The sequence below is a fragment of the Georgenia daeguensis genome, assembly GCF_039537705.1.
Lineage (GTDB): Bacteria > Actinomycetota > Actinomycetes > Actinomycetales > Actinomycetaceae > Georgenia > Georgenia daeguensis.
In genome coordinates, this window is the sequence record NZ_BAABBA010000002.1 from 191,467 (window position 1) to 211,938 (window position 20,472).

General features: G+C 72.6%; 15 protein-coding genes. 11 read left to right on the plus strand and 4 right to left on the minus strand.

The features are described 5' to 3' along the window. Window positions 1–18: 18 nt before the first annotated feature. The 3 genes from lpdA to ABD774_RS02590 all read left to right on the plus strand — a co-directional run bounded on the left by lpdA (window position 19) and on the right by ABD774_RS02590 (window position 4,317). Window positions 19–1,398, plus strand: coding sequence for a dihydrolipoyl dehydrogenase (lpdA, locus tag ABD774_RS02580; RefSeq protein WP_345037305.1), 1,380 nt, complete (start codon window positions 19–21; stop codon window positions 1,396–1,398). Between the two features lie 24 nt (window positions 1,399–1,422). After that, entirely contained in the window at window positions 1,423–3,255 is a 1,833-nt protein-coding gene (gene sucB / locus ABD774_RS02585) for a 2-oxoglutarate dehydrogenase, E2 component, dihydrolipoamide succinyltransferase (RefSeq protein ID WP_345037307.1), read from the plus strand. Between the two features lie 90 nt (window positions 3,256–3,345). Further along, window positions 3,346–4,317: a TIGR01777 family oxidoreductase gene (locus ABD774_RS02590; RefSeq protein WP_345037309.1), complete on the plus strand. Its 972-nt coding sequence runs from the start codon at window positions 3,346–3,348 to the stop codon at window positions 4,315–4,317. Between the two features lie 114 nt (window positions 4,318–4,431). Here the strand turns inward: ABD774_RS02590 and ABD774_RS02595 are convergent, their stop codons facing one another. Next, entirely contained in the window at window positions 4,432–5,784 is a 1,353-nt protein-coding gene (locus tag ABD774_RS02595) for a protein kinase domain-containing protein (protein ID WP_345037311.1), read from the minus strand. Between the two features lie 99 nt (window positions 5,785–5,883). Here ABD774_RS02595 and lipB point away from each other — a divergent pair, with 99 nt between their 5' ends. From lipB to ABD774_RS02610, 3 genes are all read left to right on the plus strand, one after another. Next, window positions 5,884–6,552: a lipoyl(octanoyl) transferase LipB gene (gene lipB, locus ABD774_RS02600; protein ID WP_345037313.1), complete on the plus strand. Its 669-nt coding sequence runs from the start codon at window positions 5,884–5,886 to the stop codon at window positions 6,550–6,552. 117 nt (window positions 6,553–6,669) lie between these two features. Next, window positions 6,670–7,668: a lipoyl synthase gene (lipA, locus tag ABD774_RS02605; RefSeq protein ID WP_345037314.1), complete on the plus strand. Its 999-nt coding sequence runs from the start codon at window positions 6,670–6,672 to the stop codon at window positions 7,666–7,668. A gap of 121 nt (window positions 7,669–7,789) precedes the next feature. Further along, on the plus strand, window positions 7,790–8,512 hold the full coding sequence (locus ABD774_RS02610; RefSeq protein WP_345037316.1) for a DUF4191 domain-containing protein: 723 nt from the start codon (window positions 7,790–7,792) through the stop codon (window positions 8,510–8,512). A 160-nt stretch (window positions 8,513–8,672) separates the two neighbouring features. On the opposite strand, the gene ABD774_RS02615 is transcribed toward ABD774_RS02610, so the two are convergent. Then, a complete protein-coding gene (locus tag ABD774_RS02615) occupies window positions 8,673–9,029 on the minus strand; it encodes an RDD family protein (protein WP_345037318.1) in 357 nt (118 codons plus the stop codon). 209 nt (window positions 9,030–9,238) lie between these two features. On the opposite strand from ABD774_RS02615, the gene glnA (ABD774_RS02620) reads away from it, so the two are divergent. The 5 genes from glnA (ABD774_RS02620) to ABD774_RS02640 all read left to right on the plus strand — a co-directional run bounded on the left by glnA (ABD774_RS02620) (window position 9,239) and on the right by ABD774_RS02640 (window position 15,726). Beyond that, complete coding sequence (gene glnA / locus ABD774_RS02620; RefSeq protein ID WP_345037320.1) at window positions 9,239–10,663, plus strand: type I glutamate--ammonia ligase; 1,425 nt, start codon at window positions 9,239–9,241, stop codon at window positions 10,661–10,663. A gap of 165 nt (window positions 10,664–10,828) precedes the next feature. Further along, window positions 10,829–11,746 carry an ABC transporter substrate-binding protein gene (locus tag ABD774_RS02625; protein ID WP_345037323.1) on the plus strand — a complete coding sequence of 306 codons (918 nt, stop codon included), beginning with the start codon at window positions 10,829–10,831 and terminating at the stop codon, window positions 11,744–11,746. A gap of 2 nt (window positions 11,747–11,748) precedes the next feature. Beyond that, window positions 11,749–12,735: an amino acid ABC transporter permease gene (locus ABD774_RS02630; protein ID WP_345037325.1), complete on the plus strand. Its 987-nt coding sequence runs from the start codon at window positions 11,749–11,751 to the stop codon at window positions 12,733–12,735. Between the two features lie 62 nt (window positions 12,736–12,797). Next, complete coding sequence (locus ABD774_RS02635; RefSeq protein ID WP_345037654.1) at window positions 12,798–13,562, plus strand: amino acid ABC transporter ATP-binding protein; 765 nt, start codon at window positions 12,798–12,800, stop codon at window positions 13,560–13,562. Window positions 13,563–13,674: 112 nt separating this feature from the next. Further along, entirely contained in the window at window positions 13,675–15,726 is a 2,052-nt protein-coding gene (locus tag ABD774_RS02640; protein WP_345037327.1) for a PhoX family protein, read from the plus strand. A gap of 187 nt (window positions 15,727–15,913) precedes the next feature. Here the strand turns inward: ABD774_RS02640 and ABD774_RS02645 are convergent, their stop codons facing one another. Continuing rightward, a complete protein-coding gene (locus ABD774_RS02645) occupies window positions 15,914–18,961 on the minus strand; it encodes a bifunctional [glutamine synthetase] adenylyltransferase/[glutamine synthetase]-adenylyl-L-tyrosine phosphorylase (protein WP_345037329.1) in 3,048 nt (1,015 codons plus the stop codon). A 10-nt stretch (window positions 18,962–18,971) separates the two neighbouring features. Further along, window positions 18,972–20,309 (minus strand): type I glutamate--ammonia ligase, encoded by a 1,338-nt coding sequence (glnA, locus tag ABD774_RS02650; RefSeq protein WP_345037331.1) that lies wholly within the window; start codon window positions 20,307–20,309, stop codon window positions 18,972–18,974. Between the last annotated feature and the right edge of the window lie 163 nt (window positions 20,310–20,472).

The following is a 20,472-nucleotide window of genomic DNA, read 5'->3' on the forward strand; positions in this document are numbered from 1 at the left end:
GCGCTCAAGGAGAGGTACGTGGCTGATACGCAGGAGTACGACATCGTCATCCTGGGAGCCGGGAGCGGAGGCTACGCGGCGGCGCTGCGGGCCGCCGAGCTCGACATGAAGGTGGCGCTCATCGAGGCCGACAAGCTCGGCGGCACCTGCCTGCACCGAGGGTGCATCCCCACGAAGGCGCTGCTGCACTCCGCCGAGGTGGCCGACACCATCCGCGAGAGCGCGGGCGTGGGCGTCAAGAGCTCGCTCGAGGGCATCGACATGGGCGGCGTGAACTCCTTCAAGGAGGGCATCGTCAACCGCCTGTTCAAGGGTCTGCAGGGTCTGGTCTCCTCCCGCAAGGTCGACCTGATCAACGGCTGGGGCAAGCTCGTCTCGCAGGACACCGTCGAGGTCGACGGCACGCGGTACAAGGGCAAGCACGTCGTCCTCGCCTCGGGCTCGTACTCGAAGTCCCTCCCGGGCCTCGAGATCGGTGGTCGCGTCCTGACGTCGGAGCAGGCGCTCGAGCTGGACTTCATCCCCAAGAGCGCGATCGTCCTCGGCGGCGGCGTGATCGGCGTGGAGTTCGCCTCGGTGTGGAACTCCTTCGGCACCGAGGTCACGATCATCGAGGGCCTGCCCAACCTCGTGCCCAACGAGGACGTCGCCCTCTCCAAGGGCCTCGAGCGCGCCTTCCGCAAGCGCAAGATCGCCTTCCACACCAAGACGATGTTCTCCGGCGTCGAGCAGACCGACGACGGCGTGAAGGTCACCACGCAGGACGGCAAGACCTTCGAGGCCGAGCTGCTCCTGGTCGCCGTCGGCCGTGGTCCGGCCACCGCCAACCTCGGCTACGAGGAGAACGGCATCCCGATGGAGCGCGGGTTCGTGCTCACCAACGAGCGCCTCCACACGGGCGTCGGCAACGTCTACGCCGTCGGCGACATCGTGCCCGGCCTGCAGCTGGCCCACCGCGGCTTCCAGCAGGGCATCTTCGTGGCCGAGGAGATCGCGGGGCTGAACCCCGCGCCGATCGTCGAGTCCGGCATCCCGCGCGTGACCTACTGCGAGCCGAACGTCGCCTCGGTCGGTCTCACCGAGGCCGAGGCCAAGGAGACGTACGGCGCCGAGAACGTCCAGGCGCTGGAGTACAACCTCGGCGGCAACGGCAAGTCCCAGATCCTCCAGACGACCGGTTTCGTCAAGCTCGTGCGCGAGAAGGACGGCCCGATCGTCGGTGTCCACATGCTCGGCGCCCACCTGGGCGAGCTCATCGGCGAGGGCCAGCTCATCGTCAACTGGGAGGCCTACCCCGAGGACGTCGCCGCCCTCATCCACGCCCACCCGACGCAGGACGAGGCACTGGGCGAGGCCGCTCTGGCCCTGGCCGGCAAGCCGCTGCACGCGCACAACTGACCCGATCGAAGGAGATTTCAGGACATGTCTGAGTCCGTGAAGATGCCCGCGCTGGGCGAGTCCGTCACCGAGGGCACCGTCACGCGGTGGCTCAAGGCGGTCGGGGACACGGTCGAGGTCGACGAGCCGCTGCTCGAGGTCTCCACCGATAAGGTCGACACCGAGGTTCCCTCCCCCGTCGCGGGAACCGTCGAGAAGATCCTCGTGGAGGAGGACGAGACCGTCGAGGTCGGCACCGAGCTCGCCGTGATCGGCGACGGCTCCGGCGGCGGCGAGGCGGCCCCCGAGGAGACCGGGACGAGCGGGGAGCCCGACACCGCCCCGGCAGCGGGCGCCCAGCCCGCCGCCGAGGAGGTCGAGGCCGCGCAGCCCGCCGCCGAGGAGTCCAAGCCGGCCGAGCAGGCGAAGGAGGAGGCCACCGCCTCCGCCCCGTCCGGCGGCGCCCCGTCCGGCGGCGGCGAGGCCTCCGGCGAGGCCGTGAAGATGCCCGCGCTGGGCGAGTCGGTCACCGAGGGCACCGTCACCCGCTGGCTCAAGGCGGAGGGCGACACGGTCGAGGTCGACGAGCCCCTGCTCGAGGTCTCCACCGACAAGGTCGACACCGAGGTCCCCTCCCCCGTCGCCGGAACGGTCGTGAAGATCCTCGTCCAGGAGGACGAGACGGTCGAGGTCGGCACCGACCTCGCGATCGTCGGCGCGGCCGGAGCCGCGGCCCCCCAGGCCGAGGCCCCCAAGGAGGAGCCCAAGGAGGCGCCCAAGGCCGAGGAGCCGAAGGCCGAGGAGCCCGAGGCAGAAGCCCCCAAGGAGCAGCCGCGGACAGGTGCCGCGAAGCCCGAAGAGCCGCTGCAGCAGCCCGCGGCCGCGCAGGAGGCGCCCAAGCCCGAGACCCGCCGCGAGGCGCCCCGGGCCGCGGCCGCCGCCGGCACCGCGTACATCACCCCGCTCGTGCGCAAGCTGGCCGGGGACCTGGGCGTCGACCTCGGAACGGTCGAGGGCACCGGCGTCGGTGGCCGCATCCGCAAGCAGGACGTCGAGGCGGCCGCCGAGAAGGCCGCCGCCGAGAAGGCTGCGTCCGCCGCGCCGGCCGCTGCGGCCCCGGCCGCGCCCGCCAGGACCACGGCGCCCGTCGAGGTCTCCCCGCTGCGCGGGACCACCGAGAAGATGTCTCGCCTGCGCAAGGTCATCTCCAAGCGCATGCGCGAGTCGCTGGACACCTCCGCCCAGCTCACCTCGGTCATGGAGGTCGACGTCACTCGTATCGCCACCCTGCGGGCGCGCGCCAAGTCCGCGTTCCAGGCGGCGGAGGGCACGAAGCTGACCTTCCTGCCGTTCTTCGTCAAGGCCGCCACCGAGGCGCTCAAGTCGCACCCGAAGCTCAACGCGACGATCGACGGCGACCAGGTGATCTACCACGGCGCCGAGCACATCGGTATCGCGGTCGACACCCCGCGCGGCCTGCTGGTCCCCGTCATCAAGGACGCGGGCGACCTGACCATCGGTGGCATCGCCAAGCGGATCAACGACCTGGCGGCCCGTACCCGCGACAGCAAGGTCACCCCGGACGAGCTCTCGGGCTCGACGTTCACGATCACCAACACCGGCTCGGCCGGCCTGCTGATCGACACGCCGATCATCAACCAGCCCGAGGTCGCCATCCTCGGTGTGGGGACGATCGTCAAGCGGCCCGCAGTGGTCAAGGACGCCGAGGGCAACGACACCATCGGGATCCGCTCGATCATTTACCTGTCGCTGACCTACGACCACCGCCTGGTCGACGGCGCCGACGCCGGCCGTTTCCTCTCCACCGTCAAGGCGCGCCTCGAGGAGGGCGCCTTCGACGCCGAGGTCGGTCTGTGACGCGCTGACGCGAGCACGGCGGGGTCCCGCACCGGTACCGGTGCGGGGCCCCGCTGTCGTATGTCCCCGGCCACAGTTAGCGTTGCGCGCATGGCCTCCGCCGCGGTGCACACCGCTCCCGCCGTACCGCGCGCAGCACAGTCGCGCACCGTGCTCGTCGCCGGCGCCTCCGGCTTCCTGGGCCACCACCTCGTCCGGCACCTCCGGCGCCGTGGGGACAGCGTCCGCCGGCTGGTCCGGCGGGAGCCGCGTGGCCCGGAGGAGATCCGCTGGGATCCGGCCGACGGCACGCTGGAGCCGACGGCCCTCACGGGCGTGGACGTCGTCGTCAATCTCGGCGGCGCGTCCCTGGGCCGGCTGCCGTGGACGTCCGCCTACAAGGAGGAGATCCTCCGCTCCCGGGTCGACGGCGCCCGGGTGCTCGCCGAGTCGGTCGCCCATGCGGTGTCCCGCGGCCGCCGGCCCGTGCGGTTCCTCCAGGCGAGCGGCACGGACTTCTACGGCGACCGTGGGGAGCAGCTTCTCACCGAGGCCGGCCGGCCGGGCGACGGGTTCCTGGCAGAGGTCTGCCGGCGCTGGGAGGCCGCGACGACGCCCGCGGCCGACGCCGGAGCGGACGTGGTCCTCCTGCGGACCTCCCCCGCCCTGGCCCCCTCGGGCGGGGCCATCGCGCCGCTGACCCGGCTCATCCGTCTCGGGCTCGGCGGCCCGATCGCCGGCGGCCGTCAGTGGTTCCCGTGGATCACCCTGGCCGACCACGTGCGCGCCCAGCTGCACCTGATGGACTCGACCCTCACCGGCCCGGTCAATCTCTCCGCGCCGGGCACCGCCAGGCAGGGCGAGCTGGTCGACGCCCTGGCCTCTGCGATGCGCCGGCCCGCGGTGGTGCACGCCCCCCGCTGGGCGCTCGCCCTCGCCGGGCGGGACTTCGCCGACTTCCTCGCCGCCTCCCGTCGGGTGGAGCCGCGCGCCCTGCTCGACGACGGCTTCACCTTCAGCCACCCGGACCTCGCCGCGGCCGCACCCTGGGTGGCCGACCGCGACCGTCACGGCCGCCGCTGACGCGATGTCCGCGGGAAGATCCCGCGGCCTCTCGCAGGCGCAGCGCCGTGAGACGCCGCGTGGGCAGGCGCGGGGGACACGGCTCAGGCAGGCGCGCGCGCCCCGCGGCACGGCTCACGCAGGAGCGCGAGAACAGCGCGCAGTCTCGGCCAGCCGCCACGGTGCCGGGCCCATGAGCACCATCCGGACGCATCGCGGATCCTGGGCGGGCACCGCCTGACCGCCGTCCTGCAACGTCCCACCTGACGACCCGGCGGCCGGCACCAGGAGGTACTCCTCCTGCCGCACGACCACCTCCACGACCGCGCGTGGTCCCGGCTCGCCCGTCGCCTCGACGAGCACGACCTCCTGGACCGTGGTGCTCAGCGTGTCGGCCCGCACCCCCGCCGCCCGCAGACGCTCCACCAGCGCCGCGTCCTCGCGCGCGGCGGGTGACCCCGGCACCGTGAGCTGGGCGAGCGTCTCGGTCTCGCCCCGCCGCAACGCCTCGTCCCGCTCGCCGACGAGCTCCCGGACCACGGCGGAGGCCTCAGCGGGTGCCAGAGGCCTCGGTGATGGCGAGCGGGCGCCGGTGACGGTGTGCGCGAGGGTCAGGCCGAGCATGAGGGCGGCGAGGGCGAGCGCCACCTGCGCGCCCGGCAACCGGCGGGTGCGGCGATGGCGGCCGCGCGGGCGGCGAAGGGCGGCGACCTCGGTGGCGGCCTGCCCCGACCGGAGCCGGGCCTGCGCGAGGTCCGCGCCGGAGGGCAGCTCGATCGCGGCCGGAGGTGACAGGGACTCTGCGCACCGGGCGAGGTCCCTGGCTGCGGGCCGCAGTGCCGGGTCGGGCGCGAGTGCCGCGGCGAGCACGTCCGCGCCGTCTACCTGGGCCGCGGCCCAGCCGACCACACGCGCCAGCGCCCAGACGTCGGCGGCGGTGCTCGCCGGGGCACCGCGGCGTCGTTCGGGAGCGACGAAGCCCGGCGTGCCGCGCTCGTGGGAGACGTCTCCGGCGAGGTCCACCAGCACGGGAACGCCTCCGGCGGTGAGCACGACGTTCGTCGGGGCGACGTCGCCGTGGACGACACCGTGGTCGTGCAGGTGGGCGAGCGCGGACGCCAGCGCGCCCAGGAGGGTCGCCGCCGCGCCCGGCGGCAGATCGCCGCGGGCTGCCCGGACCGTCGCCAGCGTCGGACCGTCGACCATCTCGCAGACCAGCGCGCACCGGCCCGGGTCGACGCCCACGACGTCAAGCACCCTGGGCAGGTGCGGGTTCGCCGTGGACCGCAGGGCGCCCAGGCGCCGCAACGTGGCTGCACCGCGCTCCCCCGGCGGCAGGCTCACGAACGCGACCGCCACCGTCCGGCCCGCCGGGTCGCGCGCGGCCCACACCGCCCCGCCCGCCCCGAACCCCACGGGTGTCTCCAGGCGGTACCCGGGCACCGAGGGGACGTCGGCGGGGCGGGACGGGCGGCGCAGGACGGGCATGGCTGGACGAAAGCACGAGGTCCACACCTCCGCCCGCGTCCTCCACAGCCTTGAGGCGGCGGACCTGGCCTGTGGAGAGCGCGGACTAGGATCGTGGGGGTGCAGCTCGAACGCGTGCGCCTCGGCTCTGAACTGGTGGACTACCGCTGGGCGTGGGACCTGCAGCGCCGCATCCACGCCCAGGTCGTCGCCGGGGAGCGTCCCGGCACCGTGCTGCTGCTCGAGCACGCCGACGTCTACACCGCCGGCAGGCGCACCGGCCGGGGCGACCGCCCCACCGACGGCACCGAGGTCGTCGACGTCGACCGGGGCGGCCGCATCACCTGGCACGGTCCCGGCCAGCTCGTGGCCTACCCCATCGTCCGCCTCGCCGAGCCGGTCGACGTCGTCGCCTACGTGCGCGCCCTCGAGGGGGCGGTGATCGAGGTCGCGGCGCACCACGGCGTCGCGACCGCGCGCGTCGACGGCCGCTCCGGCGTGTGGGTGCTGGCCGACGAGCGCGGCCGGGACAGGAAGCTCTGCGCCGTCGGCGTCCGGGTCGCCCGCGGTGTGACGATGCACGGCATCGCGCTGAACGCCGATCCTGACCTGTCGGCCTACGCCCCGATCGTGCCCTGCGGCATCGAGGACGCCGACGTCACGTCACTCACGGCGGAGACCGGCCGCACCGTCACACCGCTGGACGTCGTCGACGACCTCGGGCACGAGCTGGTCCGTGCCCTCACGCCGCTCACCGCCGGCGGGACCGCCCTCGCCGCACGCTCCTGAGCGGCTGCGGCCGCCTCGGCGGACCCGACCACCACCCCGTCGACCGCCCGGTCCCCCGCGGGCCCGGCCACGTACTATCGAACACACACCATCAGCGAGCAGAACGGGGTTCCCACCGTGACGATCGCCCCCGAGGGCCGACGCATGCTTCGTGTGGAGGCGCGCAACGCCGAGACGCCCATCGAGCGCAAGCCCGAGTGGATCAAGACGAAGGCCGTCATGGGCCCGGAGTACCGCGAGCTCAAGCAGCTCGTGCACGGCGGCGGCCTGCACACGGTCTGCGAGGAGGCGGGCTGCCCCAACATCTTCGAGTGCTGGGAGGACCGCGAGGCCACCTTCCTCATCGGCGGCTCCGAGTGCACCCGCCGCTGCGACTTCTGCCAGATCCACACGGGCAAGCCCTCCGCCCTCGACCGCACTGAGCCGCTCAAGGTGGCCCGCTCGGTCCAGCAGATGGGCCTGAGGTACTCCACGATCACCGGCGTCGCCCGTGACGATCTCGACGACGGCGGCGCCTGGCTCTACGCCGAGACTGTCCGGCAGATCCACGCGCTCAACCCCGGCACGGGCGTCGAGCTCCTCATCCCCGACTTCGACGCGAAGGCTGACCAGCTCGCCGAGGTCTTCTCCTCCCGGCCCGAGGTGCTCGCCCACAACCTCGAGACGGTGCCGCGCATCTTCCGCCGCATCCGTCCGGGCTTCCGTTACGAGCGCTCGCTGCGGGTGATCGCCGCTGCCGCCGAGGACGGCTTCGTCACCAAGTCCAACCTCATGCTCGGCATGGGCGAGACCTTCGACGAGGTCGTCGACGCCATGCAGCAGCTGCGCGACGCCGGCACGGACCTGCTCACGATCAACCAGTACCTGCGCCCGTCCGTGCGCCACCACCCCGTGGAGCGCTGGGTCAAGCCCGCGGAGTTCGTCGAGCTCTCCGAGATCGCCGAGGAGATCGGTTTCCTCGGGGTCATGGCCGGTCCCATGGTGCGCTCGAGCTACCGTGCCGGCCGCCTGTGGGGTCGCGCCATGACGAAGAAGGGCCTGGAGGTGCCGCCCGCGCTGACGCACCTGACGGAGCCGACGACGTCCCGCCAGGAGGCGGCCGCGCTGGTGCGCTGAGGTGCCCGTGGCGGCCCCGCTGGCCGGACCGCCGTCCAGCGGGGTCACGGCCGGCCAGGGATGTCGGCACCGGCCGCGGGTCGGTCCGCGGTCCCCCCGCGGCCCGGTATCCTTGGCGATCATGGCCCGCAAGAAGAACGAGGGCGCGAGCGCCTCCGCCGCCCCCACGGAGAAGAAGCAGCGCTGGTACCACAACATCCGGGACGCCTACCGGCTCACGCGGCAGGTCAACCCGTCGGTCACCTGGCTGCTGATCGGTGTCTTCGTGCTGGTCATGGGCGTCTCGCTCGCCATCGGCTTCGCCTGGGGCCACCCGGTCTACATGGCGTTCTTCGGCCTGCTGCTGGCCCTGATGCTCATGATGGTCCTGCTCGCCACCCAGACGCGGAAGGCCAGCTACTCCCAGATCGACGGGCGCCCCGGCGCCGCCGGGGCAGTCCTCGGCCAGATCCGCCGGGGCTGGAACATCGAGGAGCAGCCGGTTGCGGTCAACCCGCGTCATCAGGACCTGGTCTACCGGATGGTCGGCCGCCCCGGCATCGTGCTCGTCTCGGAGGGCCCCTCGCACCGCGTGACCCGCATGCTCGAGGACGAGCGCCGGAAGGTCTCCCGCGTGGCGCCGAACGTCCCCGTCCACCTGGTCCAGTACGGCAACGAGAGCGGCCAGGTCCCCATCGGCAAGCTCACCAAGACCGTGCAGGGCTTCAAGAAGACGCTCACCACCGCCGAGGTGGCACAGGTGGCCAGGCGCCTCCAGGCCCTCGGCAGCACCAAGATGCCCATCCCGAAGGGCGTCGACCCGATGAAGGCACGGCCCGACCGCAAGGGCATGCGCGGCCGCTGAGCCGCCCCGCCACGCCTCGCGAGGCGTCAGGTCTCGCCGAGCCGTCAGGTCCTCGCCGAACGTCAGCTGCCCGCCGAGCCGTCAGGTTACCGGCGGGCAGTCGTCGTCTCCGGGGCGCGACGCGTCAGCGGATGCCGCTGGGACGTCACGAGCGCAGGGCTCAGCGGATGCGGGTGACGACCGTGCCCGCGGCGATGTCGTGCAGGCCGCGGCCGTCCTTGCCCCACACGACGGCGGGAATCACCAGGCAGAGCAGCACGGTGCGCACCAGCGCGCGGACCGGGCCCGCAGGACCGCGGCCCGGGGTACGGATCGCCAGGCCCGCGATCACGTGGCCGACGGTGGCGCTGAGCGTGGCGACCATGATCCACGTCATGAGGGCGAAGATTCCCAGTGTGGCCATCTCGTCGTAGCCGAAGAAGCCCGCGCTGATCGCTGAGGCGAGGGCCCAGTCGATGGCGAGGCCGAGGATGCGGCGCCCCAGGCCGGCGACGGGCGGGAACTGAGGATCTGGCACCACTGCAGGGTATCCGGGCGCCGTCCGTCGCCCCGCGCAGCCGGACGGGCGGCCGGTGTGACGAGCGTCATCGTCACGCCGCCCCGCGTAACATGCCGGACACATTCAGGTGACACACGAGAAACTGCCGCAGGCTAGTTTCACAACCGTTCCCCGGGATCGACGATCGCGGCGGACTCCCCCAGCCCTACCCCTCAAGGAGCCAACGGATGTTCTCAAACGCCGAGGAGGCCATCGCCTTCACGAAGGAGCAGGACGTCAAGTTCGTCGACGTCCGCTTCTGCGACCTGCCGGGCGTCATGCAGCACTTCAACATCCCCGTCGAGGCGTTCAACGAGGACGCGTTCACCGACGGCCTGATGTTCGACGGGTCCTCCATCCGTGGCTTCCAGGCGATCCACGAGTCCGACATGAAGCTCGTGCCTGACGTGACCTCGGCGTTCGTCGACCCGTACCGCAAGCAGAAGACCCTGGTGGTCAACTTCTCCATCGTCGACCCGTTCACCGACGAGGCGTACTCCCGCGACCCGCGCAACATCGCGTCCAAGGCCGAGGCCTACCTGAAGAGCACCGGCATCGCCGACACCGTCTACTTCGGCGCCGAGGCGGAGTTCTACATCTTCGACGACGTGCGTTTCCAGACGACGCAGCACTCGAGCTTCTACTACCTCGACTCCGCCGAGGCCGCCTGGAACACCGGCCGTGACGAGGACGGCGCCAACCTCGGGTACAAGACCCGCTACAAGGGCGGCTACTTCCCGGTCTCCCCCAACGACCAGATGGCTGACCTGCGCGACGAGATGGTCCGCGTCCTGCAGGAGGTCGGCCTCGACGTCGAGCGCGCGCACCACGAGGTGGGCACCGCCGGCCAGCAGGAGATCAACTACCGCTTCGACACCCTCCGGGCCGCGGCGGACGACGTGATGAAGTTCAAGTACATCATCAAGAACTCGGCGTGGCAGGCGGGCAAGTCCGCCACCTTCATGCCCAAGCCGCTGTTCGGCGACAACGGCTCGGGCATGCACTCCCACCAGTCGCTCTGGAAGGACGGCAAGCCGCTGTTCTTCGACGAGCGCGGCTACGGCGGCCTGTCGGACATCGCCCGCTGGTACATCGGCGGCCTGCTCCGCCACGCCCCCTCGCTGCTGGCGTTCACCAACCCGACGGTGAACTCCTACCACCGCCTCGTGCCCGGCTTCGAGGCCCCGGTGAACCTCGTGTACTCCGCGCGCAACCGCTCCGCCTGCATCCGCATCCCGGTGACCGGCTCCTCCCCCAAGGCCAAGCGCGTCGAGTACCGCGTGCCGGACCCCTCGTCCAACCCCTACCTCGCGTTCTCCGCGATGCTCATGGCGGGGATCGACGGCATCAAGAACCGGATCGAGCCGGCGGACCCGATCGACAAGGACCTCTACGAGCTCCCGCCCGAGGAGCACGCGCAGATCGAGCAGCTGCCCGACTCCCTGCCCAAGGCGCTCGAGGCCCTCGAGGCCGACCACGACTACCTCACCGAGGGTGACGTCTTCACCCGGGACCTCATCGAGACCTGGATCGACTACAAGCGCACCAACGAGATCGACCCGCTGCGCCTGCGGCCGCACCCGCACGAGTTCGAGCTCTACTACGACCTGTGACAGGTCGCTGAGCTTCACGGCCGGGGGCCGGTGCCGGAAGGCGCCGGCCCCCGGCCGTCTCACGTCGGCCACTGTGCGCGACCCCACACCACCGCGTGCATAGTCATGCATGTTCGTGGATATATCGTGGTCAGGTCCCCGTCGAGAACGTCACCGGAGCCTGCCATGCGTCGCCAGTCCGCCCTGCCCGCCCTCGCCGTCGCCAGCACCCTCGTGCTCGCCGCGTGCACCAACGCCTCCGAGGCGACCGCGCCGGAGGCCGGGGAGACGACGGCGGCGGCCACCGAGCCGAGCTACGACGTGTCCACGGTCGAGAAGGTGGACGAGATCGCCGCGATGCTCCCCGCGGACTTCGACGGGACGCTGACGGTCGGCGACAACCTCCAGTACGCCCCGGCGGAGTTCCTCGGCGGCCCGGACGGCCAGACCCCCACCGGCTACGACGTCGACCTGGCCAAGGCGCTCGGGCGGGTGCTCGGCGCCGAGGTGGAGGTCAGCCACGCCGAGTTCGCCTCGATCATCCCGGCCATCGGCACCCAGTACGACGCCGGCATCGCCTCGATGTCCATCAACGCCGAGCGGCTCGAGCAGGTCAACATGATCGCCTACATCTCGGCCGGCTCGACCTTCTCCGTCCAGGCGGGCAACCCGAAGGACCTGGACCCCGCCGACCTGTGCGGCACCACCATGGGTGTGCAGACCGGCACCATCCAGGACGAGGACGCCGACGTGCTCTCGGCCGCGTGCACCGACGCCGGGTCCGAGCCCATCGAGGTGCTGCGGTACAGCTCCCAGGCCGACGTCACCACCAACCTCGTCGGCGGGAAGATCGACGTGATGTACGCCGACTCCCCGGTGGGGCAGTACGCCGCGCTCCAGACCGGCGGGCAGATCGAGCAGCTCGGCGAGGTCACCGACGCCGCCCCGCAGGGCATCGCCGTCGCCAAGGACGACGCCGAGCTCACCGCCGCCCTCCAGGCCGCGATGCAGCACCTCATGGACGACGGCGTCTGGGCGGACATCCTCGACACCTGGGGCGTCAGCGGCGCGCTGGAGACCGCCGAGCTGAACCCGGCGGTCTGAGCATGGCCCTCACCACCGCCGAGCGGACGGGCGAGAGCGTGCCCGACCTCATCCGCGCCCACCCGGTCCGGCGGCCGGGCCGGGTGGTCTCGGCCGTCGTCGTCGCCGTCCTGGCGGCGATGGTGGTCAACACCCTCGTCACGAACCCGAACTTCCGCTGGGACGTGGTCTGGCTCTACCTCCGCGACGTCAACGTCGTCCGGGGCGTGGGCTGGACGCTCCTGCTGACGGCCGGGTCGATGGTCCTGGCCGTGGCGCTCGCCCTCACGCTGGCCATCATGCGCCGCTCGGACAACCCGGTGATGCGCTGGGTGTCCTGGCTGTACATCTGGTTCTTCCGGGGCACCCCCGTCTACACGCAGCTGGTCTTCTGGGGCCTGGTCGGCGTGCTGTACCCGCGGCTCAGCCTGGGGATCCCGTTCGGGCCCGAGTTCGTCGTCTTCGACACCAACGACGTCTTCTCCGCGGCGTGGGCGGCCCTGATCGGGCTGGCGCTGAACGAGGCGGCGTACCTGTCGGAGATCTTCCGCTCCGGGCTCGGCGGCGTGGACCCCGGCCAGGCGGAGGCGGCGCGTGCGCTCGGCATGAAGGAGTCCACCATCCTGCGCCGGGTGGTGCTCCCCCAGGCCATGCGCGTCATCGTGCCGCCCACCGGCAACGAGACGATCTCCATGCTCAAGACCACCTCGCTCGTGCTCGCGGTGCCCTTCACGCTCGATCTGACCTTCGCGACGAACGCGATCGGCAACAGGATCTTCCTGCCCATCCCGCTGCTCATGGTCGCCGCCATCTGGTACCTGGTGATCACCTCGGTGCTCATGGTCGGCCAGCACTACCTCGAGCAGTACTACGGCCGCGGCTTCGACGGCGCGCCCGCCACCGGCCGCGGCCCGGCCGGTGGACGGAGGAGGGCGCTCGGGCGCAAGCAGCAGGCGATCCTCGCCGCCGGCACCACCAAGGACGACCCCTTCCTGGAGTACACGCCATGACCGACGCGACGACGACGGCCCTCACCTCCCAGCCCGCCGAGGGGCGGACCGCCGCGGCACCGATGGTCCGCATCGCCGGCGTGCACAAGTTCTTCGGCGACCTCCACGTGCTGCGCGGCGTGGACCTGACGGTGCCGCGCGGCTCGGTGTGCGTCGTCGTGGGACCCTCTGGCTCCGGCAAGTCGACTCTGCTGAGGTGCGTCAACGAGCTGGAGCAGATCGACGCCGGGCGCATCGAGGTCGACGGCGAGCTCATGGGCTACGCCGAGAAGGTCAGGAACGGTTCCAGCGAGCTGCACCGGTTGCATCCCCAGGCGATCGCCGCCCAGCGCTCGCGCATCGGCATGGTGTTCCAGCGGTTCAACCTCTTCCCGCACATGACGGCGCTCGAGAACGTCATGGAGGCGCCGGTGCAGGTCAAGGGGCTGAGCAGGGGCGCCGCACGCCGGCGCGCGGAGGAGCTCCTGGACCGGGTGGGCCTCGCCGACCGGACCGGGCACTACCCGGCCCAGCTCTCCGGCGGCCAGCAGCAGCGGGTGGCGATCGCCCGCGCGCTGGCCATGGACCCCGAGCTGATGCTCTTCGACGAACCGACGTCGGCCCTGGACCCCGAGCTGGTCGGTGAGGTGCTGGGCGTCATGCAGGGCCTCGCCGCCGACGGCATGACCATGATGGTCGTGACCCACGAGATCGGGTTCGCCCGCGAGGTCGGTGACCACCTGGTCTTCATGGACGGCGGCGTGATCGTCGAGCAGGGCGACCCGAGCGCCGTCCTGGACGCCCCCCGGCAGGAGCGCACCCGGGAGTTCCTCTCGAGGGTCCTCTGAGCGGCTTCACCCCGGTCTCGGTCTGGGCAGACGCGCCCGCCGACGGCACCATGGCCTGACGAGGCGCGCGCCGCCCGGGCGTGCCTTCCCGCAACGACGCGAGGGAGACCTGATGAGCCTGACCACGCCGCAGCGCCGGCTCCTGCCGCTCCTGCCCGCCCACCCGGGCGGCAGGTCGGCGATGACGTGCCGGTACCGCTGCGGGAACGCCTGCTTCCACGACGCCCCCAACACCTCGTCGAACGAGTACTTCGGCGACGTCATGTCCCAGGTCGTGTCCCGGCGGACCGTCCTGCAGGCCGGCGCCGTCCTCGGCCTCGTCGGCGCGGTCGGCGCGGGCACCGGGACGCCCGCGGCGGCCCACCCCGTGGGCGACGGCGCACCGGGCCTGAAGTTCAGCCCCGTGGCACCCAACACCACGGACGCGGTGGTCGTGCCGCCGGGGTACCTGCACGAGGTGGTCCTGCGCTGGGGCGACCCCCTGTTCGACGACGCACCCGAGTTCGACCCCCTCCACCAGACAGCCGAGGCCCAGGAGCGTCAGTTCGGCTACAACTGCGACTATCTCGGCCTGCTCCCGCGGCGCGGTCGCGGGAACTTCCTGCTCGTGGCGAACCACGAGTACACCAACGAGGAGCTCATGTTCCCGGGCTACGACCCCGAGAACCCGACCCGCGAGCAGGTCGAGGTGGCCTGGGCGGCGCACAGCCTGAGCGTGGTCGCGCTGACCGCGGAGCGCCGCGGGAGGCGCTCCGGCGGCCTCGACGCCGTGGTCGGCCACCGCCTGAACCGCCGCTTCACCATGCGCTCGGAGTTCGAGCTGTCCGGCCCGGTCGCCGGGGAGGACCTGGTGACCACCAAGGACGACCCGGAGGGCCGCACCGTCCTGGGCACCCTCAACAACTGCGCCGGCGGCCTGACGCCCTGGGACACGTGGCTGACCGGCGAGGAGAACTTCCACCAGTACTTCGCCAACGCGGAGACCGTCACGGAGGCGGTGGCTGCGGAGCGGCTGCGCCGGTACGGGGTCAACGAAGGGCCCAGCGACCGCAAGTGGGAACGCTACGACGACCGCTTCGACGTCGCCGCGCAGCCCAACGAGCCCAACCGCTTCGGCTGGATCTGCGAGATCAACCCGTTCGACCCGGACTCCACGCCCCGCAAGCGCACGGCGCTGGGACGCTTCAAGCACGAGGGGGCCACGATCCGGCTCACCGCGGACGGCCGCGCGGCGGCGTACATGGGCGACGACGAGCGGTTCGAGTACGTCTACAAGTTCGTCTCCCGGGACCGCTACCGGAAGGGTGACGACGACCACAACGCCACGCTGCTCGACAACGGCACCCTGTACGTCGCCCGCTTCACCGGCGACTCGCCGGGGGAGATCACCGGGACCGGCACGCTGCCCGCCGACGGGGAGTTCGACGGCTCCGGCGAGTGGATCCCGCTCGCTACCTCCGCCGACGGCGAGGCGGAGTCGCACGTCGAGGGCATGAGCGGCGTCGAGGTGCTGACCTTCGCACGCCAGGCGGGCGACGCCGTCGGCGCCACCAAGATGGACCGCCCGGAGGACGTGGAGCCGCACCCGCAGACCGGCCGGGTGTACATGGCCCTGACCAACAACACCAACCGCGGCCTGCCCGGCTACGCCGGACCGGACGAGGCCAACCCGCGGGTGGAGAACAAGCACGGCCACGTCATCGAGCTCCGCGAGAGCGACGACGACGCCGCCTCCACCACCTTCGCGTGGCGGATCCTCCTCGTGTGCGGCGACCCGGCGGACCCGGCCACGTACTTCGACGGGTACGACAAGAGCCAGGTCTCCCCGATCTCCTGCCCGGACAACGTCACCTTCGACAGCCACGGCAACCTGTGGATCGCGACCGACGGCAACCAGCTCGGCTCCAACGACGGCCTCTTCGGCGTCGCGCTGGAGGGCCCGTACCGCGGGCAGGTCAAGCAGTTCCTCACCGTGCCGGTCGGCGCGGAGACCTGCGGGCCGTGGGTGGAGGACCACCGCGTGCTCGTCCACGTCCAGCACCCGGGCGAGGAGGAGGGGTCGACCTTCGAGAACCCGCTCTCGCACTGGCCGGACGGCGGCGTGCCCCGGCCGTCGGTCGTCGTGGCGTGGCGGGCCGACGGGAGGGAGATCGGCAGCGCCTGAGGCCCGGCCGAGCCGACCCGTCGGCCGGGGTTGCCCGCCGACCCGTCGGCCGAGGTTGCCCGCCGACCCGTCGGCCGGGGTTACCCGCCGACCCGTCGGCCGAGGTTGCCGATGTGGTCGCCAGGAGCGACCACATCGGCAGTCTGACACCGGGGCGTGTCGCTCCGCGAGCCCGGTCGCCCGCACCTCAGTCGTAGAAGAGCTCCTCGACGACGGCGCGAGCCCGGCGCGACGTGCGCAGCCAGTGCTCCTCCAGGTCGAGACGCCGCCCGGGCTCGAACCCGAGGAGCCGCGCGACCACCTCGAGCTCGGGCGGCTCGTGCGGCAGCACGTCCGCCCGCTGCCCGGTGGCGCGCCCGGTGCCGAGCACGATCGCGTCTCGCAGCCGGGAGGCGAGCAGCCACGCGTCGTGGAGCCGCCCCGCCGCCTCGGCCGGGACGATCCCTGCCTCGTGCAGGGCGCCGAGGGCGTCGAGCGTGCTGGTGGTGCGCAGCTCGGGCACCTCGCCGGCGTGCCGGAGCTGGAGCAGCTGCACGGTCCACTCGACGTCGCTGAGCCCGCCGCGTCCCAGCTTGAGGTGCCGGTTGGGCGGCACCCCGCGGGGCATCCGTTCGGACTCGACGCGGGCCTTGATGCGGCGCAGCTCCCGGACCTCCGCCTCGGCGAGCCCGCCCCGGGGGTAGCGCAGCGGGTCCACGAGGGCCTCGAAGCGCCGGCCGAGGTCGGGGTCGCCGGCCACCGGGCGGGCCCGCAGCAGCGCCTGGCGCTCCCAGGGCTCCACCCAGCGCTCGTAGTACTCCGCGTAGGCGGCCAGGGTGCGGGTCAGCGGGCCGTTGCGCCCCTCGGGCCGCAGGTCCGCGTCGACGTCGAGCGGCGGTTCGGCGCCGGTCTGCCCCAGCAGCTGCCGCACGCCCGTGGCGACCGCGACGGCCGTGCGGGACGCGAGCTCCGGGTCCGCGCCCGGCAGCGGCTCGTGGACGAACAGCACGTCCGCGTCGGAGGCGTACCCCATCTCCCGGCCACCGAGCCGGCCCATCGCGACCACGAGGTAGCGCGAGGGCGCCTCGTCGAGGCCGGCGTCCGCCAGGGCCTGGTCCACCGCCACCCGCAACGCCCCCCGGACCGCGATGTCGGCGGCGTTGGTGATCATCCGGACGGACCGCGTGTGGTCACCCAGGCCGAGCACGTCCCCGATCGCCGCACGCAGGAGCCCGCGGCGGCGCAGGTACCGCGCGGCCATGACCCGCCCGACCGGGTCGGTGCGCCGGTCCTGCAGGGCGGCGAGCTCGGCCGCGAGGGCCTCGATCGTGCGCGGCGCCAGCTCCTCGTCGTCGTCGAGCCACGCGACGGCCTCGGGCAGCCGGGCGAGCGCGTCCGCGACGTAGCGGCTGGTCGAGAGCAGCCGAGCCAGCCGACGCGCGGCGCCGCCGGAGTCGCGCAGCAGCTTGAGGTACCAGTGCGTGGTCCCCATGGTCTCCGAGAGCTTGCGGAAGGCCAGCAGCCCGTAGTCGGGCTGGGGCCCCTGGGCGAACCAGCCCAGCATCACCGGCAGGAGATGGCGCTGGATCGCCGCCGAGCGGGAGATGCCCTCGGTCAGCGCCGCGATGTGGCGGATGGCGCCGTCGGGGTCGTGGTAGCCGATCGCGGACAGCCGGGCGCGCGCCGCCGCCGGGGCGAGGGAGACGTCGTCGGCGCTCAGCCGCGCGGTGGCGGGCAGCAGCGGGCGGTAGAAGATCTCCTCGTGCAGGTGGCGGACCTCCCGGCGCACCTGCCGCAGACGCTGCTCGAGCGTGGCGGCGCCGTCCACGCCGTCCACGCCCATGCCGCGGCCGAGGCGGCGCAGCTCCTCCTCCGCCGTCGGCACCACGTGCGTGCGCCTGAGCTTGTGCAGCTGCATGCGGTGCTCGAGGACCCGCAGGAACCGGTAGTGCCGGTCCAGCAGCGCGGCGTCGTCGCGGGCGACGTAGCCGCGGCCGGCCAGCTGGGCGAGCCCCTCGAGCGTGGTGCCCGACCGGATCGCCTCGTCCGTGCGGCCGTGGACGAGCTGGAGGAGCTGGACGGTGAACTCCACGTCGCGCAGTCCGCCGCGGCCGAGCTTGAGCTGGCGGTCGGCCTCGGCGGCGGGCATGTTCTCCTCCACCCGCCGCCGCATCGCCTGGGAGTCCTCGACGAAGTTCTCCCGCTCGACGGCCGTCCACACCATCGGGGCCAGCGCGTCGCAGTAGTCCCTGCCGAGCGCCAGGTCCCCCGCGATCGGCCGGGCCTTGAGCAGCGCCTGGAACTCCCACGTCTTGGCCCACCGCTCGTAGTAGGCCAGGTGCGAGGCGAGGGTGCGGACGAGCGGCCCGTCCTTCCCCTCGGGCCGCAGGTTCGCGTCGAGCGGCCACAGGGCCGGCTCGGGCCCGACGGCCGAGACCGCCCGGGCCAGCGCCGTGGCCAGCCTGGCGCCGAGCCGGACCGCCTCCGGCTCGGGCAGGCCGTCGGCCGGCTCGACCACGTAGATGACGTCGACGTCGGAGATGTAGTTGAGCTCCCGGCCCCCGGTCTTGCCCATCCCGAGCACGGCCAGGCGCACGCCGGTCGCTCCCCCGGGCAGGTCGGCGCGCACGACCGCGAGGGCGGCGTCGAGCGCGCCGGCCACGATGTCGGCGATCGACGCGGAAACCTTGGGGAAGGCGTCGAGCGGGTCGGGGCTGGTCAGGTCCGCGGCGGCGATCTCGAGGAGCCGACGGCGGTAGGTGCGACGCAGCGTCGCAACGCCCTGCTCGCCGGTCACCGTGGCCACGGGGACGGCCGCGTCCGGGTCGGCGCCGACCGCGCGCAGCGCGCGCTCCCGCTCGTCCTCGGGTGCCAGGTCCAGGACCGGGCGCTCGCCAGGTCGCTCGGCGAGCAGGGCCACCGCGCCGGGCCGGGCCACCAGGGCGTCGCCCAGCGCGGCCGAGGCGCCGAGGACGGCGAGGAGACGACGGCGGCCGGGTGCGTCGTCGGCCAGGATCGCGGCGAGCTGCTGCTCGTGCTCGGTGCCGGCGGCGGACTCGGCCAGCCGCAGGAGCGTGAGCAGGGCATGGTCGGGGTCGGCGACCCGCCCGAGCGCCTCGGGCAGCGGCACTCCCTGGGCGTCGGCGGCGGCGAGGTAGGGCGCGAGCACCTCGACGTCCAGGCGCTCGGCGGCCGTGGCCGGCTCGGCGAACCCGAGCCGGCGCAGCGTCGTGGTCCGCGAGACCGGCCGTGTCATGGCGCTGCCCTCACAGGGCCGGGATGAACCGCTGCAGCTCGTAGGGGGTGACCTGGTTGCGGTACTCCTGCCACTCGGTGCGCTTGTTGCGGAGGAAGAACTCGAAGGCGTCCTCGCCCAGGGTCTCGGCGACCAGCTCGGAGGACTCCATGATCTCGACCGCCTCGCGCAGGGACGCCGGCAGGGAGCGGATGCCCAGGGCCTTGCGCTCGGCCTGGCTCATCGCCGCGACGTCCTCGGCCGCCCCCTCGGGCAGCTCGTAGCCCTCCTCGACGCCCTTCAGCCCGGCGTTGAGGAGCACCGCGAACGCAAGGTACGGGTTCGCGGCCGAGTCCAGCGCCCGGTACTCCACGCGTGCCGAGCCGCCCTTCTCCGGCTTGTACATCGGCACGCGGACCAGGGCGGAGCGGTTGTTGTGCCCCCAGGAGACGTGCGCGGGCGCCTCGTCCCCGCCCCACAGCCGCTTGTAGGAGTTGACGTGCTGGTTGCACACGGCCGTGATCTCGGAGGCGTGGCGGAGCAGCCCGGCGATGAACGAGCGGGCGGTTGCGGAGAGCTGGAACTCCCCCGCCGGGTCGTGGAACGCGTTGTGGTCGCCCTCGAACAGCGACATGTGCACGTGCATGCCGGAGCCGGGCGCGTTCACGAGCGGCTTGGGCATGAAGGTGGCCAGCACGTCCTGGCGCAGCGCCACCTCCTTGATGACCGTGCGGAAGGTCTGGATGTTGTCCGCCATGCTCAGGGCGTCGGCGTAGCGCAGGTCGATCTCGTTCTGGCCCGGGCCCGCCTCGTGGTGGGAGAACTCCACCGAGATGCCCATGGACTCCAGCGTCGTGATCGCGTCCCGACGGAAGTCGTGCGCCGTGCCCCGCGCCACGTGGTCGAAGTAGCCCCCGGTGTCGATCGGGATCAACGGGTCCTGCGGCGAGGTGACGTTCTGGAAGAGGTAGAACTCGATCTCGGGGTGGATGTAGAAGGTGAAGCCGGCCTCGGCCGCCTTGTTCATCGCCCGCTTCAGCACGCCGCGCGGGTCGGAGCGCGCGGGCTCGCCCGTCGGGGTCAGCACGTCGCAGAACATCCGCGCCACGCCGTTCTCGTCGCCGCGCCAGGGCAGCACCTGGAAGGTGGACGGGTCCGGCTTGGCCAGCATGTCGGACTCGTACACGCGCGAGAGGCCCTCGATGGACGAGCCGTCGAAGCCGATGCCCTCCGCGAAGGCGCCCTCGAGCTCCGCCGGTGCGATGGCGACGGACTTGAGCGTGCCGAGGACGTCGGTGAACCACAGGCGGATGAAGCGGACGTCCCGCTCCTCGATCGCCCGGAGGACGTACTCCTGCTGCTTGTCCATCTCTCGGCTCCCTGAATGCGTCGGCGTCCGCGCCGCCGGCGGTCGGCGGCGTGCGGCGAGGCCACCGCACTGTCCCATCATGGCGCACCCAGGCCGGTGCACCGCGCCGGTGCCCGGCCCCGTCGTCCCGGCCGCCCGATCACCCGCGACCGCGGGCTGCGAC

Excerpts from the sequence above, each read along its gene's own strand:
- ABD774_RS02595 (WP_345037311.1), bottom strand. The coding sequence starts at position 5,784 with ATGCCCGTCCTGCGCCGCCCGTCCCGCCCCGCCGACGTCCCCTCGGTG.
- glnA (WP_345037331.1), bottom strand. The coding sequence starts at position 20,309 with ATGGACAAGCAGCAGGAGTACGTCCTCCGGGCGATCGAGGAGCGGGAC.
- ABD774_RS02610 (WP_345037316.1), top strand. The coding sequence starts at position 7,790 with ATGGCCCGCAAGAAGAACGAGGGCGCGAGCGCCTCCGCCGCCCCCACG.
- sucB (WP_345037307.1), top strand. The coding sequence starts at position 1,423 with ATGTCTGAGTCCGTGAAGATGCCCGCGCTGGGCGAGTCCGTCACCGAG.
- glnA (WP_345037320.1), top strand. The coding sequence starts at position 9,239 with ATGTTCTCAAACGCCGAGGAGGCCATCGCCTTCACGAAGGAGCAGGAC.
- ABD774_RS02630 (WP_345037325.1), top strand. The coding sequence starts at position 11,749 with ATGGCCCTCACCACCGCCGAGCGGACGGGCGAGAGCGTGCCCGACCTC.
- ABD774_RS02635 (WP_345037654.1), top strand. The coding sequence starts at position 12,798 with ATGGTCCGCATCGCCGGCGTGCACAAGTTCTTCGGCGACCTCCACGTG.
- ABD774_RS02590 (WP_345037309.1), top strand. The coding sequence starts at position 3,346 with ATGGCCTCCGCCGCGGTGCACACCGCTCCCGCCGTACCGCGCGCAGCA.
- ABD774_RS02625 (WP_345037323.1), top strand. The coding sequence starts at position 10,829 with ATGCGTCGCCAGTCCGCCCTGCCCGCCCTCGCCGTCGCCAGCACCCTC.
- ABD774_RS02645 (WP_345037329.1), bottom strand. The coding sequence starts at position 18,961 with ATGACACGGCCGGTCTCGCGGACCACGACGCTGCGCCGGCTCGGGTTC.
- ABD774_RS02640 (WP_345037327.1), top strand. The coding sequence starts at position 13,675 with ATGAGCCTGACCACGCCGCAGCGCCGGCTCCTGCCGCTCCTGCCCGCC.